The organism is Streptococcus australis, from assembly GCF_015553625.1.
GTDB classification, from domain to species: Bacteria; Bacillota; Bacilli; order Lactobacillales; family Streptococcaceae; genus Streptococcus; species Streptococcus australis_B.
In genome coordinates this window covers 101,937-122,929 of record NZ_JADNGY010000001.1, presented here as the reverse complement: position 1 = coordinate 122,929, position 20,993 = coordinate 101,937, and the positions used below count along the sequence as shown (strand labels likewise).

The window sequence follows — 20,993 nt, the reverse complement described above, 5'->3', positions numbered from 1 at the left end:
CTATACTTAGTATAGCAGAAAAGAGGGCAGAATGATAGGCGAATGGGGGATCTTATCAAAGCCTGACTGATTCAATAAGAAAACAAGGATTTTCTAGCATTTTTACCTTCTTTTGGTATAATAAAATGGAGAAAGTTTTAGGGAGTATATGATGAAAAAAATCTATAAAGTTAGCTTGACAGCGATGACCTTGTTAACTCTTGTGGCATGTGGGCCTAAGCGACGTCCTAGGACGCAACCTTCTACAGTTCAGAGTGAAGTAGCAGATGGAAAAAGTTCCAAGAAGACATCGTCTGGGCATGAGTACTATCAAACAGTTCTTGAACGTTATCAGGCTTACTCTAGGGCTATCGAGGCAGGTGATAGTGCAGGTCTAGCGACTAAACTAAAAGAAATAGATTCTCAATCTGATGAGTATGTCTATGCCATGTATCTTCAAACTCTGGGGAGTAAACCTAACCTTTCCTATTTTTATATGGATTTGGATAAGGATGGACGGGATGAGCTCTTGATTGGAAACGGCCAAACAGTCTCAGCGATTTATTATCTAAAAGGTCAGAAACCAGAATTATTACATACAGCTTTTGTGGCTTCCTCTGGTGGCTCACGTTCAGGTTTCCAAATTTTTGAGGATGGCTCGGTCATTTATGCTAGCTTTTCGTCTCTTCGACCAGAGGTAGATTTGATCCATTACAAATTCCAAAAAGGAAAGGTTGAGACTGTCAATCAGATCCAAATAAAAAATGGGGACGGCCAGAAGCCAGAACAAGCCTTAGGGATTACAGCAAAAGAATTGGATCAAGCAAAATTTGAATGGAAAGAACTAGAGACCGGTAAGAAGGCGACGAGTCAAGCAAGTAACTCAGAGCAGCAAACAAGTAGTTTTCAAGTCCGTGTAGGAGTCTCAGATCTTCGGATTCGTAAAGAAGCATCGATCAAGGGAGAGGAAGTAGGAATGATCCCACAAGGTGTTTATACGATCACAGAGACAGTTTCAGCTGACGGTTATACCTGGGGCAAGCTCCAATCTGGCTAAGGTTGGATCGCGCTTGAATTTACGACGAAAGTGGAAGGGGAAAATGTATCCACTGTTAAAGGATTGAGTGCGGAAGATCAAGAGGATATCCACTCGGTAGTAGAGAACGGGTATGCTCTAATGTATTCTAGATTGGTCAAACCAACCTTTATATTAGACTTATCAAATGATCATAGTGGTATCTATTCTTATACAGAGGGGATGTTCTTAGATTATTTCAATACTTATACTCCAGGTACCTATCAACTTGCAGATGTCATTAAAAAATTGGAAGCTCAAGAAACATCAGAATCCATTCAATCTATGACGACAGATCAATTAATTCAACTTGCGAAAGAAAGAAAACAAGGCTGGATATACTCTTCGAAAGATAAGAAGTTTTTTGAATTCATTCCAGGTGGACGTGGAGGTGCTGGCCCAGAGGTTGTTATTCCTTCAGCAGATGAGTGGGTCGTTGAGAATGATACTGTTACAGTAACAACTAGAGTTAAGACATCTTCTCAACCTTTTGAGCGCTATGTGTTGAAGCGGAGTAAGAAAGAATATTCAGGTGGAGAACATAAAACGCGATTCTATGTCGTTAGTAAAGAAAATGTGTGGAATGGAAAATAGACGGTACCTATATCTAGCTCTAGAATTTTAAAATAAGCGGAAATCAAATATTCCTCGAAAAAGGCTTTTAAAGCCTTTTTCTTTTGGGCTTGAATATGGTAAAATAAAGGTTATACGTGCTTGGATACAAAGATGAGGATATAACATACAGAAAGGCTGTTGAAATCCATATTTCGTTAAGCGGTTTAAGGCCTTAGTATCTTGATTAATTGAATTTGGGCCTCATTTCTTAGGAAAAAAGATAAGCTTCCTAGCACTCATCGAGTGCGGCGTCACCTTCCTATTTTTCTACAGAAATGTTCGGCAAGCCGAACCGTCCAAAATATCTTGTGTAATTGAACCCGGCCGAAAAGCCGTGTAAAAAAGATAAACTGTCTTGTCTTCATTGAAGACTTCTTCAGTTTCCTATTTTTACTTTGCTTTTGACGGCCTTAGTATCTTGATAGTTGAACAGGGGCTAAATCCCTAGTGAAAAAGATAGATTTCCTAGTGTGCGTGGCACACCGCGTCAATCTCCTATTTTCATACGGGATTCTTCACGCCCTTTGTATCCTGATTTTTGTAGGCAAGTCGTATAATTTTATCAATCCAAAGGGGATTACAATGACAAAACAAGTGTTTCAAAAGACTTTTGCGGGTCGTGAGTTAATCGTAGAGACTGGCCAGGTTGCTAAGCAAGCAAATGGCTCTGTTGTCGTACGTTACGGTGAGTCAACTGTCTTGACGGCTGCCGTTATGTCTAAGAAAATGGCAACTGGGGATTTCTTCCCACTTCAAATCAACTACGAAGAAAAAATGTATGCAGCTGGGAAGTTTCCTGGTGGCTTTATGAAACGGGAAGGACGTCCTTCAACAGATGCGACTTTGACAGCGCGTTTGATTGACCGTCCAATTCGTCCAATGTTTGCGGAAGGTTTCCGTAACGAAGTGCAGGTGATTAACACAGTCCTTTCGTACGATGAAAATGCATCTGCACCAATGGCAGCAATGTTTGGTTCATCCTTGGCCCTTTCTATCTCAGATATTCCGTTTGACGGACCGATCGCTGGGGTACAAGTAGGTTATGTGGATGGGGAAATCATCATCAACCCAACGCAAGAACAAGCAGAGCGCTCGCTTCTTGAATTGACAGTAGCTGGTACGAAGCACGCTATCAACATGGTAGAGTCTGGTGCCAAAGAATTGTCAGAAGAAATCATGTTGGAAGCCCTTCTCAAAGGACACGAAGCTGTTAAAGAATTGATTGCCTTCCAAGAAGAAATCGTAGCAGCAGTTGGTAAAGAAAAAGCAGAAGTAGAATTGCTTCATGTAGATGCTGACTTGCAAGCTGAAATCGTCGCAGCCTACAACAGCGACCTTCAAAAAGCGGTTCAAGTAGAAGAAAAATTAGCTCGTGAAGCTGCAACTCAAGCAGTAAAAGACCAAGTAACAGCTGTTTACGAAGAAAAATATGCAGACCACGAAGAATTCGACCGGATCATGCGGGATGTAGCTGAAATCTTGGAACAAATGGAACACGCAGAAGTGCGCCGTTTGATCACAGAAGACAAGGTTCGTCCTGATGGTCGTAAGGTCGATGAAATCCGTCCTTTGGATGCGGTTGTTGACTTCGTTCCCCGTGTGCACGGTTCAGGTCTCTTTACTCGTGGACAAACTCAGGCTCTTTCTACCTTGACTTTGGCGCCAATGGGTGAAACTCAAATCATCGATGGTTTGGATCCAGAGTACAAGAAACGCTTTATGCACCACTATAACTTCCCACAATACTCTGTAGGGGAAACAGGTCGTTACGGTGCACCTGGTCGTCGTGAAATTGGTCACGGTGCTCTTGGCGAGCGTGCTCTTGCTCAAGTCTTGCCAAGCTTGGAAGAATTCCCATATGCGATTCGTTTGGTGGCAGAAGTTTTGGAATCAAACGGCTCTTCATCTCAAGCCTCTATCTGTGCGGGAACGCTTGCCCTTATGGCGGGTGGTGTGCCAATCAAGGCACCAGTAGCAGGAATTGCCATGGGTCTCATTTCTGATGGAAATAACTATACCGTATTGACAGATATCCAAGGTTTGGAAGACCACTTTGGAGACATGGACTTCAAGGTTGCAGGTACGCGTGACGGTATTACAGCCCTTCAAATGGATATCAAGATTCAAGGGATTACTGCAGAAATCTTGACTGAAGCTCTTGCTCAAGCTAAAAAAGCGCGTTTTGAAATCCTTGATGTGATCGAAGCAACCATTCCAGAAGTTCGTCCAGAATTGGCTCCAACTGCTCCGAAAATTGATACCATTAAGATTGATGTGGACAAGATTAAGATTGTCATCGGTAAAGGTGGAGAAACCATCGATAAGATCATCGCTGAAACAGGCGTTAAGATTGATATCGATGAAGAAGGAAATGTATCTATCTACTCTAGCGACCAAGATGCCATCAACCGTGCTAAAGAAATCATTGCTGGTTTGGTTCGTGAAGCCAAAGTGGACGAAGTCTACCATGCCAAAGTGGTGCGTATCGAGAAATTTGGTGCCTTTGTTAACCTCTTTGATAAGACAGATGCCCTCGTACACATCTCTGAAATGGCTTGGACACGTACCAACCGCGTCGAAGATTTAGTGGAAATTGGAGACGAAGTCGATGTCAAGGTCATCAAGATTGATGAAAAAGGTCGTGTAGACGCTTCGATGAAAGCTCTTCTTCCTCGTCCACCAAAACCGGAACATGCAGAAGAAAAAGGGGATAAGGGTCATCGTCATGGCGATCGTCCTCGTCACCACAAACCGAGAAAAGACTTTGCCAAAGATGAAGGTCAAGAAACAAAAGAATAAGCAATCAAAAGAAAGGAGCACGGTATGGGATGGTGGCGTGAAACCATTGATATTGTAAAAGAAAATGACCCAGCAGCACGTACCTCGTTGGAGGTCCTCTTGACCTATCCAGGGGTTAAAGCATTGGCTGCTCACCGTGTTTCTCACTTTTTGTGGAACCATGGCTTTAAACTCCTAGCTCGCATGCATAGCCAGTTCTGGCGTTTTTGGACTCAGATTGAAATCCATCCAGGTGCGACCATTGCTTCGGGAGTTTTTATCGACCACGGGGCAGGTCTCGTTATTGGTGAGACAGCCGTTGTTGAAAAAGGCGTCATGCTCTACCATGGGGTGACGCTCGGTGGAACTGGAAAGGATACAGGGAAGCGCCATCCAACGGTTCGTGAGGGAGCTTTGGTCTCCGCTCATGCTCAGGTCATCGGCCCGATTGAGATTGGGGCCAAGGCCAAAGTAGGGGCTGGAGCCGTCGTTGTATCGGATGTACCGAGCGATGTGACCGTTGTCGGAGTCCCTGCCAAGATTGTTCGTGTTCACGGTAAGAAGGATGAGCCAATCATTCACCAAGAAGAAGAAAAGCGCGAATACTACGTGAATAAGATGGAACACGCCAAGGAAGCCAGTCATCGTTCTTCGAGCTTGTAAGGAGATAGCTACGTGATTCAAGCAACCCATACATTGACTGACCACCAACTATTGGAAGTCAAGGCCCTTATTGCAGTCTGTCAGAAGTATGACGGAACTTATCGTGATCCCTATCTCTCCAATATGCTCAATTTTGACCCCGATATGCCTGCCTTTTTCCTTTATTATGAAAAAGGTGAACTTGTTGGCCTCTTAACCGTCTATGCAGATGACCAAGATGTGGAAGTAGCGATCCTGGTCCACCCCAATCATCGTCGTCAAGGCATTGCGCGGGCTTTGTATAGAAGTTTTGAGAAAGAAACGGCATCTTATCCAATTGAATCTGTGACTTTTCAGACAGAGCGTGTTTTTCTAGAGAAGCATCCTGAGTTTGCCAGCAACTGGGGACTGGTCGAGGATGAAGAGACAGAAACCTGGTTAGGTAAGGATAGAAGATCTTATCCGTTAGCAACTGTTTCCAATCTGGACGTTTTGTTAGCAGATCGTTCCCATCAGGATCAAATTAGTCAGTTAAAATTTCAGGCATTTTCAGAGGAACATGAATCTAAAGAAGTTGTGGATAGATATGTCGCTAAAGCTCTGAAGGATCCAGAAAGTCGCCTGTATATTTTGTTAAAAAACGGTCAGGTTATTGGGACTTGTACAGTTGATTTATCGAGTAATACGAATTACCTCTATTGTTTAGCAATAGCTGAGCTTGAACGTGGAAAAGGCTATGGAACTTATCTAGCAAAATCCCTTATCAACCAACTGATTGAGCAAAATGACAAGGCATTTCAGATTGCCGTAGAAGACAGCAACCTAGGTGCTAAACGCTTGTATGAAAAGATTGGCTTTGTCAAACAGACCCAGGTGGTTTATCTGAAACCAAAAGTGTAGAACTGGAAAGGAAACTACAAGAATGGCAGTATATTTTTACGGCTGTATCACCATGGATGGCTACTTGGCAGACAGCCAGCACAGGATAGACTGGCTGCATCAGCTTGGTTCTGTAGAGGATACAGGCTATGATGACTTTTACAGGCAAATGGATATCACCATCATGGGCAAGCGGACCTTTGAGGAAATCCAAGATTTGCAAGATGTAGAAAGTTTTTATCAAGCTACGGAAAACTATGTCTTTACGCATGATAGGCATCTGCCTGTCAGCAATTACCAGCCAGTAGCTGGGGATGTGGTGGACTTTGTTCACCAGATTGACAAAGGCAAAAATGTCTTTGTGATTGGTGGTAATTCCTTGGTAGGACCGCTCTTGGATGCGGATCTTTTCGACCACCTCATTATTCAGATAGCGCCCCTTATCCTAGGAAAGGGGGTTCCCCTCTTTACCCAAGAGGAAGGGCAGCGCTTTTACCAACTGGATAGCCTCAGACAATTTGGTCCTTTTGCAGAGCTGGTTTTCAGCCGAAAAAGTCAGAAATAGAGAAGGGAGTGGACCGCATGATTAAAATTTACGACACCATGACCCGCAGCTTGCGAGAATTTGTCCCCATCGAGGAAGGAAAGGTCCGCATGTATGTTTGTGGGCCAACGGTTTACAACTATATCCACGTGGGGAATGCCCGTTCAACGGTAGCCTTTGACACCATTCGTCGCTACTTTGAGTATCGTGGCTACGAAGTTACCTACATTTCCAACTTTACAGATGTGGATGATAAGATCATCAACCGTGCCAAGGAAGAAGGCATTACGCCTCAGGAAGTGGCAGACAAGTACATAGCGGCTTTTCGTGAGGATGTGACGGCTCTGGGGGTCAAGCCTGCTACCCGTCACCCTCGTGTGGTTGAGTTTATGGATGATATTATTCGTTTTGTCACCGACTTGATCGAAAAAGGCTATGCCTACGAGAGTCAAGGGGATGTTTATTTCCGTGTGGAAAAATCCCACAACTACGCCAAATTGGCTAATAAAACTCTAGAAGACTTGGAGCTAGGTGCTTCAGGTCGGACAGACGAAGAGACGGCTCGCAAGGAAAATCCTGTCGACTTTGCCCTTTGGAAAGCTGCCAAGCCAGGTGAAGTTTCTTGGGAAAGCCCTTGGGGGCCTGGTCGTCCGGGATGGCACATCGAATGTTCGGTCATGTCAACGGGGATTTTAGGCGATACCATTGATATTCATGGGGGTGGAGCCGATCTCGAATTCCCGCACCATACCAATGAAATCGCTCAGTCAGAGGCTAAAACAGGCAAGACCTTTGCCAATTACTGGATGCACAATGGCTTTGTCAATATTGACAATGTCAAGATGTCCAAGTCCTTGGGCAACTTTATCACTGTGCATGATGCTCTCAAGACCATCGATGGCCAAGTGCTTCGTTTCTTCTTTGCGACCCAGCACTACCGCAAGCCCATCAACTTCACAGAAAAAGCTGTGCGCGATGCGGAAACCAACCTCAAGTATTTGAAAAATACCTACGAGCAACCTTTCACAGGAGAAGTGGATCCAGCAGACTTGCAAAGCTTTGTGGACAAGTTTGTAGCGGCTATGGATGAAGATATCAATGCGGCAAACGGAATCACCGTCGTCTTTGAATTGGCCAAATGGATCAACTCAGGACATTACAACCAAGATGTCAAGGAGGCCTTGGCAAAGATGTTAGAAGTCTTTGGAGTGGTCTTTGTCGAAGAAGTCTTGGATGCGGATATTGAAGCCTTGATTGCTGAACGCCAAGAAGCGCGGGCTAAGAAAGATTTTGCGCGAGCAGATGAAATTCGCGATGAATTGGCTGCGCAAGGGATCAAGCTTTTGGATACAAAAGAAGGTGTAAGGTGGACACGTGATTGATGTCAATCTGATTAATGGGATTGCCCTAGCCTTTGAGGGAGATGCGGTTTATTCTATGTATATCCGTAAGCATTTGATTTTGCAAGGGATGACCAAGCCTAACAAACTCCACCAGACTGCGACTAGGTATGTCTCTGCCAAGGCGCAAGCTAATCTGATTGCGACCATGCTTGAGGAAGATGTTTTGACAGAGAAAGAAGTTGAAATCTATAAGCGAGGCCGTAATACCAATAGTCACACCAAGGCAAAAAATGCCGACGTCGTAACCTATCGTATGTCGACAGGTTTTGAAGCGGTCATGGGTTACTTGCACTTGACAGATGAAATCAACCGCTTAGAGGAATTGGTGGCTTGGTGTATTCAAAAAGTGGAAGAAGGAACAAAGTAGTGAAAGATATCAGAGAGTGGTTCCCTCAGGCAGAGGTGACGGATCACCCCAATCCACCAGAGGGTTTTGTGGCCATTCCCCTACAGGCCCAGCAATGGTTGCAATTGAAGGAAGAAGAGCTAACCGAGAGAGAAAAACATTTGATTGCCTGGTTGGCTAGTGAGGAAGATCTTACTCCCAATCCTTGGTACCAATACCTGATTGATGGGAAAGGGGAAGCCCCTCAAGTCATCAAAAAGATGCAACTCGTCTATTGTCACCTCTCACATTCGACAGCAGAAGGTATTTCTTCCTGGCTAGAGATGATGCAGACGCTCTTGCCCAATTTTCGAGCAACCTTGCAACTGAGTGGACAAGATTATGTACTCATTCTGGATCAAGAGCAGTCGCTAACTGTGGCTGATATCTTAAAAGATACTGTCTTTGCCATGGAGTATGACTTTAATATTCGCTTATCCATTATGGTCGGGCAGGTATGGACAGAGTCAAAAGATGGAAAAGTGTCTTCTGTCATCCGAGCAGAATGGGCAGCCTTTAGAGCCTGGATCCGAGAAGGGCACCAAGGCGTCTACCGCTTTTCTCAACTCTACCTGTGGGGAATCGAGCAGGCAGATTTGGATCTCCATCCTATCAAAGAACGCTTGCATCAGTTGATCGGGAGTCAAGACCAGTTGCAGGATATCATTGTTGCACTGTGGGACAACGGGGCAGTTGTGACCAAGGCGGCTCAGCAACTCTATCTCCATCGGAATTCCCTTCAATACAAGATGGACAAATGGGAAGAGCTAACAGGTCTCCAACTGAAAAACCTGACAGATCTAGCTCTTTGTTACCATTTGGTTCTACAGGATGTGATGTAACGGAATAAATAGTGGGTTTTGTGCAACTTGCACAAAACTCTTTTTCTTTTTTGTGAGACTTGCCATAGCTTTGTAAAACGTTTTCATTTACAATAGAATTATAAAAATCAAAGGAGTACCATCATGGTAGAATTAAATCTCAAAAATATTTACAAAAAATATCCAAACAGCGAACACTATTCAGTTGAAGACTTCAACTTGGACATCAAAGACAAAGAGTTTATCGTTTTCGTAGGTCCTTCAGGATGTGGTAAATCAACAACTCTTCGTATGATCGCTGGTCTTGAAGACATCACAGAAGGTGAATGTTCGATCGATGGTACTGTTGTAAACAACGTGGCACCGAAAGACCGTGATATCGCCATGGTATTCCAAAACTACGCTCTTTACCCACACATGACTGTTTATGACAACATGGCCTTTGGTTTGAAATTGCGTAAATACAGCAAGGAAGATATCGACAAACGTGTACAAGAAGCAGCAGAAATCCTTGGCTTGAAAGAATTCTTGGATCGTAAACCAGCTGACCTTTCTGGTGGTCAACGTCAACGTGTGGCTATGGGTCGTGCCATTGTCCGTGATGCAAAAGTGTTCTTGATGGACGAACCTTTGTCAAACTTAGATGCCAAATTGCGTGTATCCATGCGTGCTGAAATCGCTAAAATCCACCGTCGTATCGGAGCTACAACTATCTACGTAACTCACGACCAAACAGAAGCGATGACATTGGCAGACCGTATCGTTATCATGTCAGCAACTAAGAACCCTGCTGGTACTGGTACAATTGGACGTGTTGAACAAATTGGTTCTCCGCAAGAAGTGTACAAAAACCCAGTGAACAAATTCGTAGCTGGATTCATCGGAAGCCCAGCGATGAACTTCATTAACGTGAAATTGGAAAATGGCTACATCGTTGCTAACGGTTTGAATTTGAAAGTTCCAGAAGGTGCTTTGAAAGTTCTTCGTGAAAAAGGCTATGAAGGCAAAGAATTGATCTTTGGTATCCGTCCAGAAGATGTGAATACAGAGGCTGCTTTCCTTGAAACATTCCCAGAATCAGTAGTAAAAGCAACCATCTCTGTATCTGAGTTGCTTGGTTCTGAATCTCACTTGTACTGCCAAGTTGGTGACAACGAATTCATCGCTAAAGTGGATGCGCGTGACTACCATGAAACAGGTGCAACTATCGAACTTGGATTTGACTTGAACAAAGCTCACTTCTTCGATAAAGAAACTGAAAAAACAGTATACTAAAATTTGAATAATATAGAGGCTGAGACGCATGTCTTGGCCTTCTATTTATTAAAGGAGACAAGAAATGGAAAAAGATTGGTGGAAGGGAAAAGTCGCTTACCAGATCTACCCGAAAAGCTTTAAGGACAGCAATGGCGACGGGATTGGGGACCTGAAAGGAATTACTCAAAAGCTAGATTATCTTGAAAAACTTGGAATCGATATTCTCTGGCTATCCCCTATTTACAAGAGTCCTTTTATTGATCAGGGCTATGATATTTCAGACTACTATGCCATTGATCCCATCTTTGGGACTATGGAAGACATGGAAGAGTTGATTGCGGAAGGCAAGAAGCGTGGCATTTCCATTATTATGGACTTGGTGGTCAACCACTGCTCCAGCCATCACGAGTGGTTCCAAAAAGCTTTAGCGGATCCTGATGGCCCTTATGCGGATTACTTTTATTTTATCGAAAGTGACAAGGAACCCAACAACTGGGAAAGTTATTTTGGAGGCAGTGTCTGGGAACCGGTACCTGGCACTAACAAATACTATCTCCATTCTTTCCATAAGGATCAGCCAGACCTCAATTGGCAAAATCCTGTCCTGCGCGAAGAAATTTACACCATGATCAATTGGTGGTTGGACAAGGGGATTGCGGGCTTTCGGATCGATGCCATTATCAATATCAAAAAGGATCTGGAATGGCGTTCGCTTCCATCAGATCGTGCCAATGGCTTGGTCCCAGTACCGGAATCATTGGTGAATGCCCAACCGATTGAACCCTTCTTGCAAGAGTTAAAGGAGCGAACCTTTGCTAAGTACAATGCCTTCACTGTAGGGGAAGTTTTCAATGAAACCGACGAAGAATTGCATTTCTTTATCGGAAAAGATGGTGTCTTTTCTTCGATTTTTGACTTCAAGCAAACCATGCTAGGTCAGGAAGGAAAGGGCTGGTTTGACCATACTCTTCCAACAGCAGATGAACTTAAGGAAAGTATTTTTCAAGCGCATGAGCGCGCGGATAGCATTGGGGTCCTCTCAACCATCATTGAAAATCATGATGAGCCTCGTGGTGTGTCCCACTATATCGCAGAAGGTCCTGTAAACGATACCAGTAAAAAAGCCCTAGGAACCATTCAAGTGTTGCGCAAGGGAATTCCTTTTATCTATCAAGGTCAAGAAATTGGGATGGAAAACCAAGTCTTTGAATCAGTGGAGGATTTTGATGATATCGCGACGATCAATGGCTACCATGTGGCTAAAGAGGCCGGTCTGAGCGAGGAAGAAGCCTTGGCGGCGATTGCCAACTACAGCCGAGACAATGCGCGGACGCCGATGCAGTGGACAGCAGAGCCAGGTCTGGGCTTTAGCGATGGACCAGCTTGGTTGATCAGTCCCAAACCGGATTATTCCATCAATGTGGAAGACCAGGAAAAGGACCCAGACTCCATCTTGAATTATTATCGTCAGCTGACGGCCTTGTATCGCCATCCTCTCTATGGAAATACCATCCGGTTTGGAGATATGATCCCAGCTTATCGGGATCGTGAAAACATCATCGCCTTCGAACGTCGTGGGGAGAAGCGTCTCTTAATTGTCAGCAATTTTCAAAATCATCAAGCTAGTTTGGACTTGCCAGCTCCGATTGAAACTGTCATTTTAACTAATGTCACGGGACTATTCCAAGAAGGAGACCAAGTGTTAGAATTGGCCCCTTACCAAACCATCGTGTTGGAATTAGTAGAATAGAAAAGAACCTTCGCGTCTGCGAAGGTTCTTTTCATGTCGTCCAAGTCTAAACCTGGAACTTATTCAACTTCTTTCTTTTTCAAGAGGAGGAATCCACCGCTAACGGCTAGCAAGAAGCTTGAAAGGATAAAGTGTCCACTTGAGTGATCTCCAGTTTGTGGCAATTGTGCCTTGGCTGGATTTTCTTGGAAGCTTTGTCCAACCTGGTAGGTCAAGGCTTGCACGCTTTCTCCAGTTTCAGCTACAGTTTCTTTTTGTGGAAGGAGAACTGTAGGAGTGTCCTTCTTGGCCAAGATTGGCTGTTGAGTGGTTGTTTGATTATGAATTGGAACTACCACTTGATCTGGGTCTTTAGCTGGAACGTAGTCTGTCAAGGTAGCCAACTTACTACCAAAGATCGCATTGGTTACCCAGCGGAAGAAGTGGACAGGGTGTTGGCGATTGGTTGGATTTCCAGCATAGACAAAGAGTGGTTGGCCGAGAAGTTCTCCAGAAATGGCCATGACCTTATTGGCTAGGACTTCATTTTTTGGCCACCAGCCAGCAATGTAGTAGTCGCTTGAAGCGATGCTCATCAAGGTTTTGAAGTTGCTTGGAACTTTTTCAATCCAGTTTCCTGAGTTGGAGTAGAAGAGGGCGTTCTTCTTGTAACCGCTGGTCAGTGGATCTTGGTCATCGATGATGGCCTTCATCAAGCCTTCGTAGTCACTGCCACCTTTTAGTTTTTCAGCATCAAAGCCTGCAAGAACTCCCAATTTTTCTAGTTTCTGCATGGCTTCCCCGCCGATGACGAGAGTTGGTTTCTTGCCGAAGATGGAGGCATCGAAGCGATTGTTTTCAAGAACAATAACATCTGCTTCATCAGGAGTGTCGACGATTTGGAAACCTAATTTTTCAAGAACCAGACTAGTATGAGCAGGCGCATCTACTCCAGTCCAATCGTAGTGATAATTAGGTGAGTAGATTTTCAGTGGTTTTAAGGTTGGACCGTTTGGAACCTTGTAGAGGGCTTCACCGTAAATAGCATAATTTGGAAGGAGCGATGCGAAGGTATCGCGGTCAACGATGTAACCATCATCTGTTAGGTAAACAGATTTGCCTTGGGAAATCACCTTGTTTACCGCTTGAACAGCGCTAGCTGATGTATTGGCGATGACGTAGTAAGGCGCTTTTGGATCAATCTCAGAGGTTCTAGTCGCGCGAGTGGTTGTGACTTCTCCAAGTTTTCCAGCAAAGAGACCGTCCTTGAATACAGGTTCTGCCTTGAAGCCTTTCATATCAGGGAAGTTAACGAGAAGTTCTGCATACATGGCTGCCCAGGCGGATTCATTCGAACCTTTATAGAGGATATGGTTGGCATAGCCCCGTTTGGCTTGGGCCATATCAATGACTAAGTCCCCTTTTTTGTAGCTACCTGTATCTTCTTTGAGTTCTTTAACGAGGACACCGTTTCGTTTGAAGTAGTCGATCATATTGAAGGCTTCTTGGGCGTCATTGTCCTTGTCGAGGCTCATTGGGATGACATAGTAGTCTGGGAAGAATTTCGGACGACCATTTTTCACACGTCCAACGATTTCCCCATTTGGACCGACCAGTTCGTTTTCTGCTTTTGGATCTTCAATCTTGTTGAGACCACGTAAGTAGAAGTTGAGACGCATCTCAAGGAGTTTGTCTGGATCTTGGTTGAGGAAGTCAATGCCTCCGAGGACAGCATTACGACCAGCATAATAAGATTCCTGGTTGGATTCTGGAATTTCAATCGTATGGCCTAAGATACCGTGATAGACAGCATAGACACCTGTATATCCAGAGAAGGAATCATCCCAGCCATCTCCCCAGTCTAGTTTTGGAATGATGTAGCTATCGTATTTGGAATTGGCAACTCCAGCCCGTCCCATATGGCGGGCATTTTCCAACATGAGCTTGGACATGAGGTCGTATTCAAAGTTCGGATCATGTGGAGGTGTTGCAGGCTCGATCAAGAATTCTTTGACAAATCCATGGATATCATAGAGAGCGATTGGATTCCACTTGTTGATCATTTGGATGACGGTACGCACTTCTGGGTTGGTTTGGTAGCTAGCATCCCGGTTTGGATCCAGTCCATTGGCCAAAGCACGCAGGTTGAGAGCATCCCCATCTGGGTTTTCGGTAAAGTCAAACAAGAAGATAAATTTGTTTAAGAGAGTTGGGATGTCCAGAGTTACATTCTTGACATTACCAGCTTCATCTGTCGTTTTAAAAGTGACTTGATCTTCTGTGGCGAAGGTACGGAAGAGACCGGTGATGATATCAATACCAGGTTGTTCATCCGCATGCGTATTATGAACTAGGACAGGCAGTTTGTAATCTAAGGTTTTGTCCTTCAGAGCTGCCAGCATTTCACTTGGTTTGGTCAAAGTTTTTGGATTGGTAGATGAGAGATAGTGGTCAATACTTGCTTGGTCCTTACTCACAATTCCCATCTTCATATCCCGTCCTTGGGCGCTCTTGCCAAGAGTTTCGAGCTGAACCAGACGGTCTGTTTTGGCTTCTGCCTTTGTCTGTTCAATGGAAGCTAGCATCTCCTCGTGGGTATGGAAATCTTTATATGGACGGAAGGTTAGATTCTTGCGAATAGTTAGTCCAAGATCTGCGCTGGTTCCAACCAAAGTGTGTTCACCGATATAGTTTCGATAGGTCCGACGGATATTATTGGGGCTCCGAAGACTTAAATCTTCACCAAAGAGTTCCTTGACAGTAAAGGTTAGATCCAAATCATTTCCGTTTTTGTTCTCTTCAACTGTGATGAAGGGATCTTTGGACAGAGTTCCTGTCTCCATATCCCAAGTTTTCCATTCTTCCAGTGGTTTGTCGTCCAAGGTCCAGTTGATCTTTCCAGCAGCCTGAGCTTGATCCTTGACAGTATCCGTCAGCGTTCCTTTTTCAGACATGTAAACAGGGCTATCAGTAAGACTGATAGTAGGCTCTGTGTTTGCAACCCGCTCTGTTACAGGGGCTTCTACTTTGGCTGTAGGACTCGCTGTGTCTGAAGCGGTAGGAGAGCTTTCTCCTGTGCTAGCTGGACTAGCAGTCGCTTCTGTTGCAGGGGCAGGATTTGTTGCCTCTGTGCTGCTTGCCGGACTAGTACTGGTTTCCTCTGGTTTGAGAACACTTTCGACAGGTGTAGCAGGACTTGCTGGTTCAACAGTGTCCGCAGCAACTTGGCCTTGTGCGAGGAAGGCTAAGAGGACAGCGGTAGAGAGACTGAGTGCGTTTGTGTACAAACGCTTCTTATAAGAAGAATGCATAAAGAGACCTCCTTTGTTCTTTACATGTATGCACCCCTATCATAACACTTTATGACAGCGCTTTCAATATATATGAAGGTTTTTCTCTTAAAATTCGTTATAAATTGATGACAAAGAAAAAAGAGCTGGAAAAATCTTCCCAGTCTCTTTTTACAGGTCTGAAGATAGAGCTAAGCTTGAAGTTCCTTCTGATAATTTTGATAAAATTCGACCTTGATGGAGATGAAGGTTTCAAGATCTCGCAGGAGTTGCAAAAGGGTCGCTCGGGTTTCAAATTCTTGACGAGATCGAGGAAGAGGTCGTTCACGAAAGACTGCTAGATAGCGATTGATTTCATCAAGCAGGAATTGAGCTGGATTTTCCTGACTGAGTTGGCTGGCTGTTTTAGCAAAGAGTTGAGCCAAAATAAGACTCTCGCTCGCGGCTAATTGGCAGTTGTTTACGTTGTTGGCCATGTCTCGCAGGATATTATTTTGGCGCTTGCGCATTTCAAAATAGTGGATATGGTAGTTGGTCTGATGGAAGAGGTGGTTGGAATGGTCTAGATATACCAAATCGAGAGCCTCTTTTAAGATAGAATCTAGCTCACGAATCAAGCTGGCATCGTTGCTTCCATCTCCTTTTCCTAAAAATTCTGCAAACCGATAGAGAATCTTCTTGAGTTGTTCCTCAACAATCTCGTGATAGCGATCAATTTCTTCTTGTCGAGAAGGCATATAGAGATTGGCAAGGAGAGCAAAGCTGGTTCCAATTAGGAAAATAGCCACTTCATTTCCTAATAGGGCTAGAGAAGTGGATTTTTCTAGCAGGAGATGGGTAACCAGGACAGAACTTGGTGTGATGCCAATTTCCCAGCCTTGTAGAAAAGCAAGTGGGACATAGGTAGCCAGATAAAAACCAAGAGCCCAGAGATTGTAGCCGAGAATCTGAAAGGCTAAGCTTCCAAGGAACAGGGCTAGAAGCATGGACATAAAGCGGTTGTAGGCCAATCTAGCTGTACTGCGACGGGTATCGGTAATGCTGAGGATGGCAATAATCCCCGCAGAGGTGGCGTAGGCCAGACCTAAAAACTCTGCAAGCAAGATAGCCAAACAGGTGGCGAGGACCATCTTGATGGTTCGGTGAATAAGTGGCATAATGCTGATTCTTTCCTTTTTCTAAACTAGTTTTATTATACCACAAGCAAAGTGGGCTACTTCAAATGTTTCACCTGATATGGCAATTGTGTTATACTAGTTTCATGGAAAAAAACGATATTGTTTACGGCGTTCATGCCGTCACAGAAGCACTGATCGCAAATACAGGAAATAAATTGTATATCCAGGACGATTTGCGAGGAAAGAATGTAGAAAAAATCAAGGATCTGGCTGCAGATAAGAAGGTGTCCATTTCTTGGACTCCTAAGAAGACCTTACAAGAAATGACAGAAGGGGCTGTCCACCAAGGTTTTGTCTTGCGAGTTTCAGAATTTGCCTATACGGACTTGAATGATATCTTGGCCCAGGTAGCTGATCAAGACAATCCCTTGCTCTTGATTTTGGATGGCTTGACCGATCCCCATAACTTAGGATCCATTCTCCGAACAGCCGACGCTACCCAGGTGGCTGGAGTCATCATTCCCAAGCACCGTGCTGTTGGGGTGACACCTGTTGTTGCCAAGACCTCAACTGGAGCAGTAGAGCATGTCCCTATTGCTCGGGTGACCAACCTTAGCCAAACCTTGGATAAATTAAAAGAAGCAGGTTTTTGGATTTTTGGAACCGATATGAATGGAACGCCTTCTCACAAATGGAATACCAGTGGGAAGCTAGCCCTTATCATTGGAAACGAAGGCAAGGGCATTTCGTCCAATATTAAAAAGCAAGTGGATGAAATGATTACGATTCCGATGCAGGGGCATGTCCAAAGTCTGAATGCTAGTGTCGCAGCAGCAATCCTCATGTATGAGGTCTTTCGCAATAAACTATAATAGAAGAAAATCGTAGGAAGGGGGAGTCGATGAAGGAAAAGATTTTGTTAGTGGACGGCTACAATATGATTGCCTTCTGGCAGGAAACCCGTCAGCTCTTTAAGAAGAGTGAGCTAGATGCCGCACGAACGATCCTCCTAGAAAAGCTTAGTCACTATGCCAGCTTTGAAGGCATTCGCGTGATTTGTGTGTTTGATGCCCAATATATGCCAGGGATTCGTCAGACCTATGAGGAATTTCAAGTCCAAGTGGTCTTCACAGCGGAGGATGAAACCGCCGATGACTACATTGAACGCTTGGCAGCAGAGCTCAATACCCCCCTTCACCAAGTATCAGTCGCGACGAGTGACTTGAATGAGCAATGGACGGTCTTTGCTCAAGGAGCGCTCCGTGTTTCGGCGCGTGAGCTGGAGAAGAGAGTCGCCGTTGTCAAAGCTGATTTGAACCAGGCGCGAGGAGCCGTCAACGATCAAAAACCACCGATACGGCCTTTTGACCAAGAGGGCCTACGTCAACTACAAAAAGAGATGGGAGCAAGTAAATGACCTTTAAAATTTTAACAGATTCAACTGCAGATTTAGATGAAAGATGGGCACAGGAGCATGATGTAGAAATCGTCGGTTTGTCGATCCAAGTCGATGGGACTCATTATGAGACAGTAGGTCCAGACAAACTTACTAGCCCCCAATTATTAGCAGAAATGCAAAAGGGTGCTAAACCAACGACCAGCCAGGTCAATGTTGGGCAATTCCAAGAGATTTTCAAGGGTTATGCTCAGCGCAAGGAAGACCTCCTTTATATCGCCTTCTCTTCAGTCTTGTCAGGGACCTACCAGAGTGCGGTCATGGCAAGAGACTTAATCCTTGAAGACTACCCAGAAGCTGTGATTGAAATCATCGATCCAAAAGCTGCAGGGATTGGAGAGGGCTACTTGTCTATGCTAGCAGTTGAGGCGCGTGATGCAGGAAAGAGTTTGGATCAAGTTAAGGAAGAGCTGATGGAAGTTGCCCCTAAGTTACGGACCTATTTCTTGGTGGATGATCTCTACCATCTGATGCGCGGAGGACGTCTCTCTAAGAGTTCAGCCATCGTGGGAAGTTTGGTCAACATCAAACCCCTTCTTTGGATTGATGCAGAAGGCAAGTTAGCCCCTATAGCCAAAGTTCGGGGGCGTAAAAAAGCCATGCGAGAAATGCTTTCACTCATCCAGGATGATATCGGCCACAGCACAGCTTTGGTTTCTTACACGGACGATCTTGCTGGAGCGGAAGAGCTCAAGGCTCAATTGTTGGAGAATCCGGCCATCTCTCAAGTTTTGATTATGCCTTTAGGTCCAGTCATTGCAGCCCACGTCGGTCCTAATTCTCTCATCGGCTTTGTCATAGGAAAAGAAAATCGCAAATAATTTTTAAAATCGGTTGACTTTTATTTGAAAAATTTGATACAATAGTAGGCGGTATTGTTTACCCCATTTGTAAGGCCCCGGAACCTTTCAAATAACTCGCGGACCGGAACATCCGCCCTGTAAACAAAAACGATATTCATAATAGGAGAAATCATGAACAAAACTACATTCATGGCTAAACCAGGCCAAGTAGAACGCAAATGGTACGTTGTTGACGCAACTGATGTACCTCTTGGACGCCTTTCAGCAGTTGTTGCTAGCGTGCTTCGCGGAAAAAACAAACCAACATTCACACCACACACTGATACAGGTGACTTCGTAATCGTTATCAATGCTGAAAAAGTTAAATTGACTGGTAAAAAAGCATCTGATAAGATCTACTACACTCACTCAAACCACCCAGGTGGATTGAAATCAATCTCTGCTGGTGAACTTCGTTCTAAAAATGCAGTACGTTTGATCGAGAAATCAGTTAAAGGTATGCTTCCACACAATACTCTTGGCCGCGCTCAAGGTATGAAATTGAAAGTATTCGTTGGAGCTGAGCACACTCACGCTGCACAACAACCAGAAGTTCTTGATATTTCAGGACTTATCTAAGGAAAGGAACAATAAAGTATGTCACAAGCACAATATGCAGGTACTGGACGTCGTAAAAACGCTGTTGCACGCGTTCGCCTTGTTCCAGGAACTGGTAAAATCACTGTTAACAAAAAAGATGTTGAAGAGTACATCCCACACGCTGACCTTCGTCTTGTTATCAACCAACCATTCGCAGTTACTTCAACTGTAGGTTCATACGACGTTTTCGTTAACGTTGTAGGTGGTGGATACGCTGGTCAATCAGGAGCTATCCGTCACGGTATCGCTCGTGCCCTTCTTCAAGTAGACCCAGACTTCCGCGATTCATTGAAACGCGCAGGACTTCTTACTCGTGACTCACGTAAAGTTGAACGTAAGAAACCAGGTCTTAAGAAAGCTCGTAAAGCATCACAATTCTCAAAACGTTAATCAATACGATTATATCAACGTTTACAGACATTCAAGAATTATTTCTTGGATGTCTTTTTTGTTTCAAAAAATCAAAGTTCACCCCAAAATTCACCCCATATTCACCCCATCAATTTTTTAAACTACGAAAAGCAATATCACCTACAGTCTGATTGACTTTATCTTTGATATTAACGTAAGTTTTTGTAATCTCTTTATCACTATGAGTAAGAGCTTCTGAGAAGGCTTCAAGAGAAACACCTGCTTGTTTAGCAAGAGTAGCACCAGTATGTCTTAGTTTGTGTGGTGATGCTGGTGCTAATTCGGGATGTCTTCGTCTGACTGATTTCATCTTGATAAAACTTAAAATTTTTCTAATTATAACGAAGCATAGTCAAAAAGCTATGACCTCTATATTCACAAAAAAATCCAGACCAATACTAGTCCAGATTTCTTGTCTATTAAACATTCTTTTCAAAGAATGGAAGAACGGCTGTAACGGCTTTGTCAACGCAATTATTTAACTGTGAGAATCCGACGCACATAAATTTTAAATGGCGTCTCAGTCACATTTAAATTTATGAGACGCTTAGACGTTACGCTTTCAATTTGTCAAATTTTGCTTTGACATTTGCCTTGAATTCTTCAAGTTTATCCTTGCGTTCGGCTTTACGTTCAGCCTTCATTTGTGCACGTGCCTGGTTGTAGAGGTCTTCTTGGACTTGCAGAGCTGCTTCGATTTCGGCTACGACGGTTGCTACATCCCAACGCACGATTTGGGTGTCGTACTTGGTGAAGTAAGCATCGATGACTGCTTCGTTGTCTTCTTGCACCAAGGCGACAACGGCTGTTTCACCGTTAGTCAATTTCTGAGAAACAACGTCAATCAGGCCATTTTCTGCCGTATCAATGGTATCACCAGCAGCCAAACCATAGAGGCTACCCATACCATAACCAAACAAGACGCCGATAGGACCACCCAAAAGCCCGATAACTGCACCGAGCAAGCCACCTTTTAGGGCTGCATCCGTCGTTGAATCTTCAAAGTCATAGCGTTCTTTTTCAACGATATGACCGTTTTCATTTTTGACCAAGGCGATTTGAGCAACCTTGGTCGTCTGAGTTTGGCGGAAAGCCTTCAAATCCGCAAAGGACTGATAAGCTTCGCTTTCAGTGTTAAAGATTGAAACTACTAGGTTTTCCATAGTTAG

Annotated in this window: 20 protein-coding genes and 1 pseudogene; 16 read left to right on the top strand and 5 right to left on the bottom strand. The window is 44.2% G+C overall.

What is annotated here, in order from left to right:
* Window positions 1-151 precede the first annotated feature (151 nt).
* The 11 genes from I2D56_RS00575 (at window position 152) to I2D56_RS00530 (ending at window position 12,128) form a co-directional block, all read left to right on the top strand.
* Entirely contained in the window at window positions 152-1,036 is an 885-nt protein-coding gene (locus I2D56_RS00575; RefSeq protein ID WP_229050147.1) for a hypothetical protein, read from the top strand.
* Window positions 1,037-1,066: 30 nt separating this feature from the next.
* Window positions 1,067-1,648 (top strand): hypothetical protein, encoded by a 582-nt coding sequence (locus I2D56_RS09745; RefSeq protein ID WP_229050146.1) that lies wholly within the window; start codon window positions 1,067-1,069, stop codon window positions 1,646-1,648.
* 603 nt (window positions 1,649-2,251) lie between these two features.
* On the top strand, window positions 2,252-4,468 hold the full coding sequence (pnp, locus tag I2D56_RS00570) for a polyribonucleotide nucleotidyltransferase (RefSeq protein ID WP_229050145.1): 2,217 nt from the start codon (window positions 2,252-2,254) through the stop codon (window positions 4,466-4,468).
* 24 nt (window positions 4,469-4,492) lie between these two features.
* Window positions 4,493-5,110, top strand: coding sequence for a serine O-acetyltransferase (gene cysE, locus I2D56_RS00565; protein WP_195347738.1), 618 nt, complete (start codon window positions 4,493-4,495; stop codon window positions 5,108-5,110).
* A 12-nt stretch (window positions 5,111-5,122) separates the two neighbouring features.
* A complete protein-coding gene (locus tag I2D56_RS00560) occupies window positions 5,123-5,989 on the top strand; it encodes a GNAT family N-acetyltransferase (RefSeq protein ID WP_195347737.1) in 867 nt (288 codons plus the stop codon).
* A 22-nt stretch (window positions 5,990-6,011) separates the two neighbouring features.
* Complete coding sequence (locus I2D56_RS00555) at window positions 6,012-6,533, top strand: dihydrofolate reductase family protein (RefSeq protein ID WP_000301974.1); 522 nt, start codon at window positions 6,012-6,014, stop codon at window positions 6,531-6,533.
* A 17-nt stretch (window positions 6,534-6,550) separates the two neighbouring features.
* The gene (gene cysS / locus I2D56_RS00550) at window positions 6,551-7,894 is read left to right on the top strand and encodes a cysteine--tRNA ligase (protein WP_195347736.1); all 1,344 of its coding nucleotides are present in this window, start codon (window positions 6,551-6,553) and stop codon (window positions 7,892-7,894) included.
* Window positions 7,887-8,282: a Mini-ribonuclease 3 gene (locus tag I2D56_RS00545; RefSeq protein ID WP_023024384.1), complete on the top strand. Its 396-nt coding sequence runs from the start codon at window positions 7,887-7,889 to the stop codon at window positions 8,280-8,282. Before cysS ends, I2D56_RS00545 begins: the two co-directional genes overlap by 8 nt.
* Window positions 8,282-9,142 (top strand): helix-turn-helix domain-containing protein, encoded by an 861-nt coding sequence (locus tag I2D56_RS00540; RefSeq protein WP_195347735.1) that lies wholly within the window; start codon window positions 8,282-8,284, stop codon window positions 9,140-9,142. Before I2D56_RS00545 ends, I2D56_RS00540 begins: the two co-directional genes overlap by 1 nt.
* Before the next feature lie 123 nt (window positions 9,143-9,265).
* A complete protein-coding gene (locus I2D56_RS00535) occupies window positions 9,266-10,396 on the top strand; it encodes an ABC transporter ATP-binding protein (RefSeq protein WP_023024380.1) in 1,131 nt (376 codons plus the stop codon).
* A gap of 64 nt (window positions 10,397-10,460) precedes the next feature.
* The gene (locus I2D56_RS00530; RefSeq protein ID WP_123160611.1) at window positions 10,461-12,128 is read left to right on the top strand and encodes a glycoside hydrolase family 13 protein; all 1,668 of its coding nucleotides are present in this window, start codon (window positions 10,461-10,463) and stop codon (window positions 12,126-12,128) included.
* Between the two features lie 59 nt (window positions 12,129-12,187).
* Here I2D56_RS00530 and I2D56_RS09905 read toward each other — a convergent pair whose 3' ends face one another.
* The 3 genes and pseudogenes from I2D56_RS09905 to I2D56_RS00520 all read right to left on the bottom strand — a co-directional run bounded on the left by I2D56_RS09905 (window position 12,188) and on the right by I2D56_RS00520 (window position 16,554).
* Complete coding sequence (locus tag I2D56_RS09905) at window positions 12,188-12,352, bottom strand: LPXTG cell wall anchor domain-containing protein (RefSeq protein WP_398575130.1); 165 nt, start codon at window positions 12,350-12,352, stop codon at window positions 12,188-12,190.
* Window positions 12,353-12,454: 102 nt separating this feature from the next.
* A pseudogene (locus tag I2D56_RS00525) lies at window positions 12,455-15,418 on the bottom strand (zinc carboxypeptidase); the annotation flags it as partial.
* A gap of 170 nt (window positions 15,419-15,588) precedes the next feature.
* On the bottom strand, window positions 15,589-16,554 hold the full coding sequence (locus I2D56_RS00520) for an aromatic acid exporter family protein (protein ID WP_023024374.1): 966 nt from the start codon (window positions 16,552-16,554) through the stop codon (window positions 15,589-15,591).
* A gap of 104 nt (window positions 16,555-16,658) precedes the next feature.
* Between I2D56_RS00520 and rlmB the strand changes: the two genes are divergently transcribed.
* From rlmB to rpsI, 5 genes are all read left to right on the top strand, one after another.
* Window positions 16,659-17,387, top strand: coding sequence for a 23S rRNA (guanosine(2251)-2'-O)-methyltransferase RlmB (gene rlmB / locus I2D56_RS00515; RefSeq protein WP_117744897.1), 729 nt, complete (start codon window positions 16,659-16,661; stop codon window positions 17,385-17,387).
* Between the two features lie 29 nt (window positions 17,388-17,416).
* Window positions 17,417-17,932, top strand: a complete 516-nt coding sequence (locus I2D56_RS00510; protein WP_023024371.1) for an NYN domain-containing protein — start codon at window positions 17,417-17,419, stop codon at window positions 17,930-17,932.
* A complete protein-coding gene (locus I2D56_RS00505; RefSeq protein ID WP_023024369.1) occupies window positions 17,929-18,792 on the top strand; it encodes a DegV family protein in 864 nt (287 codons plus the stop codon). Before I2D56_RS00510 ends, I2D56_RS00505 begins: the two co-directional genes overlap by 4 nt.
* Before the next feature lie 153 nt (window positions 18,793-18,945).
* Window positions 18,946-19,392 carry a 50S ribosomal protein L13 gene (gene rplM / locus I2D56_RS00500; protein WP_001044622.1) on the top strand — a complete coding sequence of 149 codons (447 nt, stop codon included), beginning with the start codon at window positions 18,946-18,948 and terminating at the stop codon, window positions 19,390-19,392.
* A gap of 18 nt (window positions 19,393-19,410) precedes the next feature.
* The gene (gene rpsI / locus I2D56_RS00495; RefSeq protein WP_000075973.1) at window positions 19,411-19,803 is read left to right on the top strand and encodes a 30S ribosomal protein S9; all 393 of its coding nucleotides are present in this window, start codon (window positions 19,411-19,413) and stop codon (window positions 19,801-19,803) included.
* 109 nt (window positions 19,804-19,912) lie between these two features.
* Here rpsI and I2D56_RS00490 read toward each other — a convergent pair whose 3' ends face one another.
* Both I2D56_RS00490 and I2D56_RS00485 read right to left on the bottom strand, forming a co-directional pair.
* The gene (locus I2D56_RS00490) at window positions 19,913-20,134 is read right to left on the bottom strand and encodes a tyrosine-type recombinase/integrase (RefSeq protein WP_002893762.1); all 222 of its coding nucleotides are present in this window, start codon (window positions 20,132-20,134) and stop codon (window positions 19,913-19,915) included.
* A gap of 244 nt (window positions 20,135-20,378) precedes the next feature.
* On the bottom strand, window positions 20,379-20,987 hold the full coding sequence (locus I2D56_RS00485) for a DUF1269 domain-containing protein (RefSeq protein ID WP_195347733.1): 609 nt from the start codon (window positions 20,985-20,987) through the stop codon (window positions 20,379-20,381).
* Window positions 20,988-20,993: the final 6 nt, after the last annotated feature.